The following is a 12,494-nucleotide window of genomic DNA, read 5'->3' as shown; positions in this document are numbered from 1 at the left end:
GCATGGCCTGGCAACTCCACACGCTGGCACCGGCGCAAGGCCTGGGCCCGCATCGCGACGCCTGGGACGGCCTGAACCAGCGCCTGATGGGACGCCACGGCATGCTGGACGGCTCCTTCGTCGACGCCCTGCTGCGCCATTTCGGCGACAAGGGCACCCTGCTCGCCATCGCCGCACAGGGCGGCGAGCCAGTGGCCATGCTGCTGCTGAACGCACGTACGCGTGGTCTGGGCGTGTGGTCCAGCTTTCTGCCCTCACAGACACAGATCGGGCCCAGCTTGATCCCGGAGGGGTTCGACCTTGGGGGCTTGTTCGCCGCCCTGCCCGGCCACGCCAGCGAACTGGATCTGCTGTGCAACGACCCGCGTTTCGGCGACCTCAGGGAGCTGCAAGGCAGGCCGGTCAGGAGCCTGCCGCATGCGCTGACCATGAACATCAGCCTCAAGGAAAGCTTCGATGACTACTGGGCCCAGCGGCCGCGCAAGCTGATCCAGAACATGCGCCGCTATCTGCGCCGCCTGCAATCCGAAGCTGGCGCCGAACGTCTGGAGATCATTGCAGCACCTGACGCCATGCCCGCGGCCGTGGAGCGCTACGCCATGCTGGAAAGCCGTGGCTGGAAGGGACGCGAAGGCACAGCCGTCGGCAGCGACAACCCGCAGGGCCGCTTCTACGCGGAAGTCATGCGCCAGTTCGCCGAGCGCGGCGAAGCCCTGGTCTACGAGCTATGGCTGGGAGACAGCCTGCTGGCCTCGCGCATGCTGCTGCTGCGCGACGACATGGCCGTCATGCTCAAGACCGCTTTCGACGAGCAGTTCGAACGCTTCGCGCCCGGCCGCGTCCTGCTGCTGCGCACCCTGGAAGACTTGTTCACGCGGGCCCCGGGCGCGGTCGTCGAGTTCTACACGAACGCCGACCCCGACCTGCTGGCCTGGTCGACGTCGCAACGCTGGATCAACCACGTCAGCGTCTATCGCCACCGAGGCCTGCCCGCGCTGTTCGGCATGTTGAGGCGGACCGCCCGAAGCTGGCACCGACGGGACAAGCAGCCGGTGGACACGGAGATCATGGTCAACCGCAGCGGCGCCAGCGTGGACACCTACGTCCATGTCCGCGAGCTGCCCGCCGATGCCCTCGCATTACTGAACCAGGCCGAGCAGCGCCACATCGAATTCGGCGCCGACTGGTACGCAAACCTGATTGACACCGTCTACGCGCGCGCGCCACGGGAACACGAGGTACGCTTCCATGTGCTGCGCCGCCAGAGCCGCGTGCTGGCCGTGCTGCCGACTGTCGTGCAGACGAGCGCTTTGGGCCGCGAGGTCAGTGCACTGTCCAATTTTTACACCGCTATCTACGCGCCGGCGCTGGGACCGGACGTCGAGGCGGAGGACTTGTTGCCACTGATGCGCACGCTGCGCAGGGGTGGCGGCCGCGCCGCGGCCTATCGTTTCTCACCGATGGATCCGGACGCACGCGAGTTCAGTGTCCTCAAGCGCGCTCTGGCCCGGGCGGGCCTCAGCGCGCATACCTATTTCGCGTTCGGCAACTGGTTCGAGCCGGTCAGCCGCAACTGGGCCGACTACCTGAAGGAACGCAGCGGCCAGGTTCGCAGCACGATAAAGCGCAACGCCAAGAAGTTCGCAGCCGAGGGCGGCCGGCTGGAAATCGTGCGTGGCGGCGAAGCCCTCGAAGCCGGCCTCTCCGCCTACCAGGCCGTGTACGCGCAGAGCTGGAAGGTGCCCGAACCCTATCCCGGCTTCGTGCCCGGGCTGATCCGCCTTTGCGCACGACGTGGCTGGCTGCGCCTGGGCTTGGCCTGGCTGGGTGACAAGCCAGTCGCCGCGCAGATCTGGATCGTCGCCAACGGCCGGGCCGACATCTACAAGCTGGCATACGACGAAGCCCACAAGGCTCTCGCCCCAGGCACGCTGCTAACCGCACTGCTGATGGAACAGGCGATCGAAATCGACCGGGTGCGGGAGATCGACTACCTGATCGGTGACGACGCCTACAAGGCCGCCTGGATGAGCCGGCGGCGCGAGCGTTTCGGCCTCGTCGCCTATGACCCGCTGACGCTGCGCGGGCTCCTGGGCCTCGCGCGCCAGGCCGTCGGCGCGGCCTGGCGCCGGCTGCGCCCGCAATCCAAACCGCGCCACGACAATGCGGCGGCCTGAAGCCCAAACGACAAGAAGAGATGCAAGCTCAAAACCTGTCACCTGATACGCCGTTCGCCTCTGGCGCCCCTCGTTTTTCCGTGCCCGCCGACGACGCCCTGGCCGCCTGGCAGCAGGCTTATGCCGCGCGCGGCCCTGCCTGCGCCGCCGACGTTCGCGGCGAATTTGCCGTCGCGTTGACGCTGCCCGAGGGTGGCAGCTACCTCGCCGTCGACCGCTTCGCCGTGCACAGCCTCTGCTACGCGGTGCATGAGGGGCGGCTTCACTTCGCGACGCGCGCAGACGGCCTGGCCAGCCGGCTGGGGATCTCGGACCTGGACCCGCAGGCCATCTTCGACTACCTCTTCCATCACTGCATCCCGTCGCCGCGAACCATCTACGCAGGCGTCCACCGCCTTCCCCCGGCGCACTACGCGCTGTTCCAGAACGGCCAGCTGACGGTGGCCCCCTACTGGGTTGCGCGCTTCGACGAACTGCCCAATCCCGACTTCGACACGCTGCGCGACGAGTTCCGCGGCATCCTGCGCAATGCCGTTCGCGAACGACTGGGCGCCGACGGCAAGACTGCCTGCTTCCTGAGCGGCGGCACTGACAGCTCCACCGTCTGCGGCCTGCTGCGCGAGACCACCGACCGGCCACCGGCCAGCTATTCCATCGGCTTCGAGGCAGAGGGCTACGACGAGATGGAGTACGCCCGCATCGCCGCCAGGGCCTATGGCGCCGACCATCACGAGTACTACGTGACGCCGGCCGACCTCGTGAGGGCCATCCCCGACGTCGCCGCCCACTACGACCAGCCCTTCGGCAACTCCTCGGCCGTGCCGGCCTTCTACTGCGCGGCCAAGGCGCGTGCCGATGGCTATACCCGCATGCTGGCGGGCGACGGCGGCGACGAGCTCTTTGGCGGGAATGTGCGCTACGCCAAGGAGCGCGTCTTCCATGTCTACAGCCAGATCCCGACGCCGCTGCGTGCGGGCGTGCTGAACCCCCTGTTCATGAACCCGGTGACGGGCAGCATCCCGCTGCTGAAAAAAGGCACCAGCTACATCCGCCAGGCCCGTGTGCCCATGCCAGACCGCATGCAGAGCTACAACCTGCTGGACCGCCTGGGCCTCGCCGAGGTGTTCACTCCGGCCTTCCTGGCCAGCGTCGACACCGACGGCCCGCGCCAGCACCAGCGCGCCACCTGGGCCGCCGGCCCGCACGAGGCCAGCCTCGTCAACCAGATGCTGGCCTTCGACTGGCGCTACACGCTGGCCGAGAACGATCTGCCCAAGGTCGTCGGCACGACCGGCCTGGCCAACATCGATGTCAGCTTCCCGCTGCTGGACACGCGGTTGCTGGATTTCTCGCTGAAGCTGCCCACCAGCTACAAACTCAAGGGGCTGAAGCTGCGCTGGTTCTTCAAGGAGGCGCTGCGCGGCTTCCTGCCGGACGAAATCCTGACGAAGAAGAAGCATGGCTTCGGCCTGCCCTTCGGCCCATGGGCCCTCAAGGACACCGCCCTGAACGCACTGGCCGCCGAATCCCTGCGCGGCATCGCTGCCCGCGGCCTCGTGCGCACCGAGTTCGTTCAGAGCCTGCTGACGCAGCGCCTCAAGGAACACGCCGGCTACTACGGCGAGATGGTCTGGATCCTGATGATGCTGGAGCAATGGTTGCGCCGGCATGCGCCGAACTGGCGACTCTGAGAGACCGCAACCATATTTGGCAACTGTTTGGCGGCCCGGGCTGCTCGCAATGTCTCCACTCGGGCGCTCGCAGCACGAGCAGGCCTCAGACTGGGTTGAACGGCAGCTTCAATGCAAACGACCAGGTTCCAGTGCCTGCAGCACCGCCGGCGCCACGAGTGCCGCGCCATGCATGCTGAGGTGGTTGTCGTCGAAGTAAAGACTGTGATCGCCTTCCAGCACGAGGCAACGTGGGCGGCCATCGCACAGCAACTCGCCGACGGCGACACGATGTGCCCGGCCATCGGCCGCGAGCCGCCGCACCAACTGCAGCCCCTCGGCCTGCGTTGCTTCGTACCAGCCTGGCGTCTGCCCCTGCTCTTCCAGCGCCTCACCGCGGCGCCAGCGCAGGGCGAGCGCTGCAGGCACGGGGTAGTGATAGGTCGGCACCGGGTCCAGCAGCAGTACCTGTTTCCCAGCATCACGCAGCCGCTGCACGCTCTTGGCCATGCCCGCTTTGAAGGCCGCAGCGTCGGCAGCGCCCAGGTAGAACTCGTAGCGAGCTGCCAGCAGCACGGCGTCAACGCTTGCATCCTGGCCCAGACGTTCGATGAGCCGACGGTTAACTTCGGCGCAACGCGGTCGGCCCGGTGGCGTGTAGTCCAGGGCCGGAGGGCAACTGGAGCCCGTCAGCTGCGCGATCCGCCGCCCCGAGGCCCGATCACCCAGCGCGCGTGCGACCTCCACACCATGGCTATCACCCCAGACCGCCAGGGTCGCCATCGGAGCTGTGTTGCCGAATAGGCAGCGATCGTCATAGGCCAGCCAGCGATTGCCGCTGGAGTGGCAGCGCTTGCGGTCGGGGCTGTAGTCGGCCGCACCAGCCCGCAGCAGCGCGTCGCGGCCAGGCTGGGCGGCATGCTGATCCGACACTACCGTCAAAACCCAGGCGCCGGCAAGGCTGGCCAGCATGGCAGATGCGCCGGCGAGCAGCATGACCGGCTGAGGCACCTTGGCCTGGCGAACAGGCCCTTCCACCCAGCGTAATGACGCTGCGGCCAGCACCACCGACAACGCCACGGCCACTGCGGCCTGCATCGGCGTAGGCTCGTCGAGCAGGAGATGCCGCGTTAGCACGAGAACCGGCCAGTGCCACAAGTACAGCGAAAACGAGTGGGCGCCTATCCAGCGCAGCGGTTGTACTGACAGCCAGCGTATGGCACCGGCTTGGCTGCTGCCGCCAACCCAAATAAGCACTGCCGTGGCCAGACAGGGCCACAGCGCCGCGGGCCCTGGAAATGCATGGTCGGCCCGCAGGCACAGCAATGACGTGACGAGAGCCGCCAGCGCTAGCCACCCAAGCACGCGGTTCGCCCAGATGGGCCTATGCGGCAGCTCTTTGGCCTGGCTCATCCACCAAGCCAGGCCAGAGCCGATCATCAGCTCGAAGGTGCGTGCAGGGGCGGCATAGAAAGCGAACTCGGAGTTATAGGGCATCAACCGCAGGCAGTAGACCAGCGACACGAGACCGACTGCCAGCAGTGCCCAGCCGATGCGGCGCGGTGCGAAGCGCCAGAGCAGCGCCAGCAGCAGCGGAAAAACGATGTAGTACTGCTCCTCCACCGCCAGGGACCAGGTGTGCAACAAGGGCTTGAGATCGGCCGCGACTTCGAAATAGCCCGTCGTGCGGTACAGCTCCACGTTGGAGGCGAACAGGCCCGTTGCACCCAGCAGCCGTGCAAACTCGCGCAGTGCCTGCGGCTCCAGCAACAGCCAGCAGGCTGGCGCAACGATGGCCAGCATCGCAAACAGGGCCGGGAAGATGCGGCGGATGCGCGCCGCGTAGAAGGACACGACGCTGTAGCTGCCCGTGGCCATGCGTTGCAGAAGCAACGTTGTGATCAGGTAACCTGAGATCACAAAGAAGACGTCCACGCCGACGAAACCACCAGGCAGCATCGTCGGCCAGGCGTGAAATACGACGACCGGCACGATGGCCAGCGCGCGCAGGCCCTCGATGTCTGGCCGGAACTTCATCCGAGCGAGATCGCGATCAGGCTAGCGCGGCGGCCAGCGCAGCGACGACCTGGTCCTGCTGCCCATCGGTGAGATCCGCGCTCATGGGCAGGCTCATCACACGAGCCGCAGCGGCGATGCTGTGGGGGCAGGCATCGGCCTGGGCATAGTGGGCGTAGGCGGGCTGATGGTGCAGCGGGCGCGGGTAGTGCACGGCTGTCGGCACGCCGGCGGCCTTGAGCTTGGCCTGCACCGCCTCGCGGTCGTCGACGAAGATGGTGTACTGCGCCCACACGCAGTCGCGGTCGTCCTTGACCTCCAGCAATTGCAGGCCTGGAAGGGCGGCAGCGAGCTTGCGCTTGTAGGCGTTGCCAAGCTCCAGACGGCGGCGGATCTCCCATTCGAAGCGGTCCAGCTTGCCCAGCACGACGGCGCATTGCAGCGTGTCCATGCGGCCGCCCACGCCCAGGCGGGTGTGCAGATAGCGCTGGCTCTGGCCATGCGTGCGGATCTCACGGCAGGCCTGGGCGAGCCTGTCGTCGCTCGTGAAGATGGCCCCGCCATCGCCATAGCAGCCCAGTGGCTTGCTGGGGAAGAAGCTGGTGCAGCCGAAGGTCGACAGGTTGCAGCTCTTCCTGCCCTTGTACGAGGCGCCGAAGCTCTGCGCGGCATCTTCGATGACGGCCAGCCCATGACGTTGGGCCAGGGAATTGATCTCGTCCATGTCGGCCACCTGGCCGTACAGGCTCACCGGCATGATGGCCTTGGTCCGGGCCGTGATGGCGGCTTCGACGAGGCGGGCGTCGATGTTGGCGGTGCCGGGCTCGATGTCAACGAACACGGGCACGCCGCCAGCCAGCACGATCATCTCCGCCGTGGCCGCGAAGGTGAAGGGGCTGGTGATGATCTCGTCGCCGGGCCGCAGGTCCAGGGCCATCAGCGCGATCAGCAGGGCCTCGGTGCCGCTTGCCACGCTGACGCAGTGCTTGGCCCCGCTGTAGGCGGTCAGCGCCTCCTCCATTTCCTTGACCTCAGGTCCCAGGATGTATTGGCCATGGTCCAGAACTTTCTGGATGCGGGCATTGATGTTGTCGCGCAGCGCCGCGTACTGGCTCTTGAGGTCGATGAAGTCCATCAGCTTTTCTCGATGAGTTGAAGTTGCTGGCCGCTCAGCAGGTAGCGGTCGCCGGTATGGGGGCACATGGCCTCGACGGGCTGGGCGCTTGCCACTGGCAGCTCGAGGCGCTCGCCGAAGCGGCTCATCCAGCCGATCTGCTTGGCCGGCACGCCCACCATCAGCGCAAAGCCCGGCACGTCGCGGTTGATGACAGCGCCGGCGCCGATGAAGGCGTAACGGCCCACCGTCGTGCCACAGACGATGGTGGAGTTGGCGCCCAAGGTCGCGCCCTGCTTCACGAGCGTGCGGCGGTACTCGTCCTTGCGCGTGACGGCCGAGCGCGGGTTGTAGACGTTGGTGAACACCATGCTGGGGCCGCAGAACACGTCGTCCTCCAGCGTCACGGCGTCATAGACGGAGACGTTGTTCTGGATCTTGACGTTGTCGCCGATGCGGACGTCGTTGCCGACGAAGACGTTCTGGCCGAACGAGCATTTCGCGCCGATGCGGGCGCCGGCGGAGATGTGGACGAAGTGCCAGACGCGGCAGCCATCGCCGAGCTGGGCGCCGTCGTCGACGATGGCGCTGGGGTGGATGGTCGTCGTCATGATCAGTAGGCCAGGGGCAGGTTGATGCGCTTGCCGTCGCGTGCGCTCATGTAGAGCGCGATCAGCAGCTCCAGGGACTTCAGGCCCTCGCGCCCGTCGGTTTCCGGCTGGGCCTCGCCGCGCAGCGTTTGGATGACGTTGTCGTAGTACAGCGGGTGGCCGAAGCCGTAGACAGAGGTGGTCTGGTAGCTGGCGTCGCCGATGAGGCTGTCCATCTCGTGCGGCGCCTCGAACGCCCAGTGCTGGATCTCGTTGACGGCCAGGCCGCCGACGCGCACCGAGCCCTTTTCTCCTAGCAGGGTGATCGAGCCTTCGAGGTTCTTGGGGTAGGTCAGCATGCTGACGTTGACAGTGCCCATGGCACCGTTGCGCCACTTCAGCGCCGCAGCCCCACTGTCCTCGACCTCGATGTTGCGAGCCAGCGTGCCGGTGTAGGCCATGACGCTTTCGACTGGACCGCAGATCCAGTCGAGCAGGTCCACGTAGTGGCTGGCCTGGTTCATGAAGGCGCCACCATCGAACTCCCAGGTGCCACGCCATTCGGCACTGTCGTAGTAGCTCTGCGGGCGGGTCCAGAAGACGTTGACCGCGATGTTGTATAGGCGCCCGAAGCGGCCCTCGCTCACTGCACGTTTGAGGAGTTGCAGCGTCGGGTTGCGGCGGTTCTGCTTGACGACGAAGAGGCGCACGCCGGCGTCGTCGCAGGCCTTGACCATGGCGAGGCCGTCCTGCCAGCGAGTGGCCATTGGCTTCTCGGTCATGACATCGATGCCGGCCCGGGCGACTTCGATGGCCTGACGCGGGTGCAGGCCGCTGGGCGTAGTGAGCACGACGCAGTCGATGCCCAGCTCGCCGTTGGCGGCGAGCAGCTCCGTGAGGGAAGAAAAACCGCGGGCGCCGGTCTTGACGACGGCGGCCTGCAGCGCCACGGGATCGGAGTCGCACACTGCCACGAGTTCGGCTCGCTCGGCGTGCTTCTTGATCGCCTCTATGTGGTTTTGGGCGATGCGGCCACAGCCGATCAGCGCGAAGCGGACGAGGCGGCCGGTGACGGGTGGGCGCAGCAAATTCATGGCGAATCTCCAAGTACTAAATCAGGACCGGCGCAGACGGGTCACCGTCACCAGAAGCCTCTGGAACACAGGGTCGAGCGTCAGTGGATGCCTCACCAGCAGCAGGCCAGGAATCCAAGTCGCGATGCACAACAGGATGGCCGCGACGAAGGCACCGGCCGGCATGGGCTCACCTCGGCCGAGGCCGTAGTGCAAGGCAATCGCGGCGGGCGCCAGCAGGCTGACCGCCGCCGCCGCTGCGCTGCGGCCCAGGTTGGCGCACCACGCGCCCCAATTGTTCCGCATAAACCGCGCCTTGACGGCATACAGCAGCGGCACTTGCAGCAGCAACGCCAGCAGCAGCGCGATCGCGCAGGCCAGCATCGACTTGAACCACAGCGCAGCGAGCACGATCATCACGGCGCGCAGCGGCTGCCACAGCAACTCCACCTTGGTCAGCAGGTCGATGCGGCCAGCGGCCAGCGTCAGCGGACCGATGAGGTTGGCCGTGGCCGCCACGGCGCCGCACAAGCAGTACCAAGGCACAAGACTGGCCGCGGCGTCCCACTGGCTGCCGAACAGCAGGCGCAGCGTCTCCAGCGTGTACAGACTGACGAAGCCGTAGAACGGCCAGGCCACCGCGGTGACGTGGGTCACGCTGGTGAGGTACTGCGCCTCCAGGTCTTGCCCTTCGCGCACCACCTTGGCGTAGGCCGGGAAGGCCACATTGCGGATGGCCGTCATCACGTCACGGTGGAACAGCTGCATCAGGCCCTGCGCCTTGCTGAGGATGGCCACGGGCTCGAAGCCCATCAGCTTGCCGACCGCCAGGTCGTTGACGTCCATCGAGATCGACGTGACGACACCCGTCAGCGAGCTCTGCGCGCCGAAACTTAGCAGCCGACGCCAGGCCTTCAGGTTGGGCTTAAGCTTCGCGCCGTCGGGCCGGGCGATCCAGGCGCCCCCGCAGTTGGCCGCGTTCGTCACCAACGCGCCGATGGCCAGCGCCATCACGCCCTTCCCCATCCAGGCCAAGCCGATGCTAACGACCGCGCCCACCGCGGCGCTGGACAGGCCGATGACGGCCAAGGCACGGAAGGCCATCTCGCGGCGCAGCAGCGCCATCGCAACAGTGGCGAACGGCAGCAGCAGAAAGTTGATAGAGCACACCCACAGCGTATCGCGCACGAGCTGCTCGCCGTAAAAATCGGCCACCCAGGGCGCGGATACCGCCACCACAGCGAACAGCGTGAAGCCCAGCAGCAGTGACAGACCGAAGGCGGTGCGCAGCGAGTCTTCGTGCAGCTCCTTCTCCTGAATTACGAAGTTCACGACGCCGAAGTCGCGCAGCACCTGCGCCACACCAATGACGGACAGACTGACCGAGAAGATGCCCACCTGCGCTGGCGAAAGCAGCCGCGCCAGGATGACGTTGCTGCCCAACGCGATGATGATGCTGAGCCAGCGTTCGATGAATGAAAAAGCGAGCGCGCGGCGCACACCCTTGTTCGCGTCCGTCACCGCCGAGCCACCTTGTCCAGAATGCCTGCCAGCTGCTGTGCGGTGGCGGCGCGGGTGTAGGTGGTCAGTCGGTCGGCGCGCTGCGTCGAGAAGCCCGTCAGCCCGCGGCCAGCGCACAGGTCGGCCAACACGGCGGTCGCGGCCTCGAGGTCGTCGGGCATGATCTGCCGGCCGCCACCCACGTCGTTGATGACGCGTGCCACCTCGCTGTTCGGAAGCGTGGCGGCTAGGATCGGCCGGCCGCTGCCCAGGTACTCGAACAGCTTGCCGGGCAGTGCAGCGAGTGCATAGAAGCCTTCTGACACCGGAAGAAACACCAGGTCCGAGTCGGACATCAGGCGCAGCGCGTCGGCATGCGACACACGGCCATGCTCATGCACAACGTCCTGCACGCCATAGGCGGCCGCCGGTCCAGGCGCGAAGCCCGCCGTGTCCACGCGTAGGCGCTCTAACCCGGGCGCACCGACGACCTTCAGCCGTTGCACCGCTTGGTATAGCAGGTCTGGACCGTAACCCGGGCGCCAGACTCCGGTGTAGCTGACGCGCACCAGGCCATCACCCGGAGGCAGCGGAAGGTTGGCGAAGTCCTTGGGCTCGAAGCCGTTGGTAATGCACTCAAAGCCTTCTTGCCCGGTGTCATTCTCCAAGGCCCGACCGAGCGTGGGCGTCACGGTGACCAGCGCCGAGGCACCGGCCGCCGCGCGCCGCTCCAGGCGGGGGTTGAGGCGGCGCTGCAGATGCGTCTCGCCTTCCCAGGCGGCTGTACCGCTGGGACGCCACTGGTCGCGATAGTCCAGCACATATGGCAGCCCCGTGCGCTTGGCCACGTCATGGGCGATAAGAAAGGACGTCCACGGCCAACCGGTAGCCAGGATGGCGTCGAACGGCGTTTCGCGGTGCGCCTGTACGGCCGCTTCCACCGCGGCGCTGCGCCACGACGCCACTTCGTCGGGCACCGTCCACAGGCCAGCCAGCCGCCAGGCCAGGGCCGGCTCCACACGCTGGCGCAGGCCAGCCGGGAGCATGGAAGACAGCCGCCGGGCCCAGATCGAGGAGGACAGCTCCACGCGCAGCACGCGGGTGCCGGGGCGCACCTCGTCGAGCAGGTGCGGGTCGCAACTACGGGCCTTGGGGTTGGCCAGCGTCAGCACGGTGGGCCGCCAGCCGTGTTCCGGCAGGTGGTTGGCGAACTCCAGCGAGCGCCGCGTCCCCGAATTCGCAATCGGCGGGTACAGGTAGGCGATGAACAGCAGCGAGCGCATCAGGTCAGATCAGGCCAGTGCCGCGGCGATGCGCGCGGCCGCGCGGCCGTCGCCATAGGGTTGCGCTGACGTGGCCGCCGGGCGGCGGGCGCCAAGCACGGCCGCCTCGATGGCCGGAGCCGACAGGTCGCGCACCAGCTGGTTCCAGCCGAGTTCGACTGTCTCCACCCACTCGGTCTCCTCACGCAGCGTGATGCATGGCACCTGCAGGAAGAAGGCTTCCTTCTGGATACCGCCAGAGTCCGTGATGATGCCCGCTGCGCGCTTCTGCAGCGCGAGCATTTCCAGGTAGCCCACCGGCTCAAGCACATTGACGGCTTGTGACAGTCGCTCCAGCGCACCCAGCGCGGCCAGGCGCTGGCGGGTGCGTGGGTGGACGGGCATGACCAGCGGCAGCTGGCCGGCGACGCGGCACAGGCCGTCGACGATGGCGGCCAGGCGCACGTCGTCATCGGTGTTCTCGGCGCGGTGGATGGTGACGAGGCCGAAGCGCGACGGCACATCGGCAGGCAGCGGCACGTCACCCTGGCTGAACCGCAGCACGGCGTCGTGCATCACGTCGCCCACTTCGATGATGCGGTCCGCGGCGATGCCTTCCGCACGCAGGTGGCCGCTGGCCACAGCCGATGGCGTGAACAGCCACTGGGAGATACGGTCTGTCAGGATGCGGTTGACTTCTTCAGGCATGCGCACGTTGAACGAGCGCAGGCCAGCTTCAACATGAGCCACCGGGATGTGCAGCTTCACCGCCGCCAGCGCGCCGGCTAGCGTACTGTTGGTGTCACCATACACGAGCACAAGGTCTGGCTTCTCGGCCAGCAGGCACTGCTCGATTGCCATCAATTGCTTGCCGGTCATCTCGCCGTGGCTGCCGCCGCCTATGCCCAGGCTGTGTTTCGGCTTGGGAATGCCCAGCGCCTCGAAGAACACCTCAGACATGTTGTAGTCGTAGTGTTGGCCGGTGTGGACCATCACCTCGTCATGACCGAAGTCACGAAGCGCCGCGCTGACGACCGCAGCTTTCACAAACTGGGGCCGTGCGCCCACCACGGAAACGATGCGTTTTGGCAT

At 66.8% G+C, this 12,494-nt stretch carries 9 protein-coding genes; 2 read left to right on the top strand and 7 right to left on the bottom strand.

What is annotated here, in order from left to right:
- Positions 1-2 precede the first annotated feature (2 nt).
- Entirely contained in the window at positions 3-2,177 is a 2,175-nt protein-coding gene (locus AC07VX_RS15410) for a GNAT family N-acetyltransferase (protein ID WP_493166478.1), read from the top strand.
- A gap of 80 nt (positions 2,178-2,257) precedes the next feature.
- Complete coding sequence (locus tag AC07VX_RS15405) at positions 2,258-3,868, top strand: asparagine synthetase B family protein (RefSeq protein ID WP_493166479.1); 1,611 nt, start codon at positions 2,258-2,260, stop codon at positions 3,866-3,868.
- A gap of 108 nt (positions 3,869-3,976) precedes the next feature.
- Here AC07VX_RS15405 and AC07VX_RS15400 read toward each other — a convergent pair whose 3' ends face one another.
- From AC07VX_RS15400 to wecB, 7 genes are read right to left on the bottom strand one after another with little or no spacing between them, the layout of a single operon-like run.
- Positions 3,977-5,884: an acyltransferase family protein gene (locus AC07VX_RS15400; RefSeq protein ID WP_493166480.1), complete on the bottom strand. Its 1,908-nt coding sequence runs from the start codon at positions 5,882-5,884 to the stop codon at positions 3,977-3,979.
- 16 nt (positions 5,885-5,900) lie between these two features.
- Positions 5,901-6,998, bottom strand: a complete 1,098-nt coding sequence (locus tag AC07VX_RS15395; RefSeq protein ID WP_493166481.1) for a DegT/DnrJ/EryC1/StrS family aminotransferase — start codon at positions 6,996-6,998, stop codon at positions 5,901-5,903.
- Complete coding sequence (locus AC07VX_RS15390) at positions 6,998-7,588, bottom strand: acyltransferase (protein ID WP_493166482.1); 591 nt, start codon at positions 7,586-7,588, stop codon at positions 6,998-7,000. Before AC07VX_RS15390 ends, AC07VX_RS15395 begins: the two co-directional genes overlap by 1 nt.
- Positions 7,589-7,590: 2 nt before the next feature.
- Positions 7,591-8,661: a Gfo/Idh/MocA family protein gene (locus AC07VX_RS15385; RefSeq protein WP_493166483.1), complete on the bottom strand. Its 1,071-nt coding sequence runs from the start codon at positions 8,659-8,661 to the stop codon at positions 7,591-7,593.
- 21 nt (positions 8,662-8,682) lie between these two features.
- Positions 8,683-10,161, bottom strand: a complete 1,479-nt coding sequence (locus tag AC07VX_RS15380) for a lipopolysaccharide biosynthesis protein (protein ID WP_493166484.1) — start codon at positions 10,159-10,161, stop codon at positions 8,683-8,685.
- Positions 10,158-11,423 (bottom strand): glycosyltransferase, encoded by a 1,266-nt coding sequence (locus AC07VX_RS15375; protein WP_493166485.1) that lies wholly within the window; start codon positions 11,421-11,423, stop codon positions 10,158-10,160. Before AC07VX_RS15375 ends, AC07VX_RS15380 begins: the two co-directional genes overlap by 4 nt.
- Positions 11,424-11,432: 9 nt before the next feature.
- A complete protein-coding gene (gene wecB / locus AC07VX_RS15370) occupies positions 11,433-12,494 on the bottom strand; it encodes a non-hydrolyzing UDP-N-acetylglucosamine 2-epimerase (protein ID WP_493166486.1) in 1,062 nt (353 codons plus the stop codon).

Source organism: Roseateles sp. GW821-FHT03B02, assembly GCF_059421025.1.
Note: the sequence above shows the minus strand (reverse complement) of the source record. Positions and strands in the feature narration are given on the sequence as shown.

Coding starts and splice junctions, on each gene's coding strand:
- AC07VX_RS15410 (WP_493166478.1), top strand. CDS start 3: ATGGCCTGGCAACTCCACACGCTGGCACCGGCGCAAGGCCTGGGCCCG.
- AC07VX_RS15400 (WP_493166480.1), bottom strand. CDS start 5,884: ATGAAGTTCCGGCCAGACATCGAGGGCCTGCGCGCGCTGGCCATCGTG.
- AC07VX_RS15395 (WP_493166481.1), bottom strand. CDS start 6,998: ATGGACTTCATCGACCTCAAGAGCCAGTACGCGGCGCTGCGCGACAAC.
- AC07VX_RS15390 (WP_493166482.1), bottom strand. CDS start 7,588: ATGACGACGACCATCCACCCCAGCGCCATCGTCGACGACGGCGCCCAG.
- AC07VX_RS15385 (WP_493166483.1), bottom strand. CDS start 8,661: ATGAATTTGCTGCGCCCACCCGTCACCGGCCGCCTCGTCCGCTTCGCG.
- AC07VX_RS15375 (WP_493166485.1), bottom strand. CDS start 11,423: ATGCGCTCGCTGCTGTTCATCGCCTACCTGTACCCGCCGATTGCGAAT.
- wecB (WP_493166486.1), bottom strand. CDS start 12,494: ATGCCAAAACGCATCGTTTCCGTGGTGGGCGCACGGCCCCAGTTTGTG.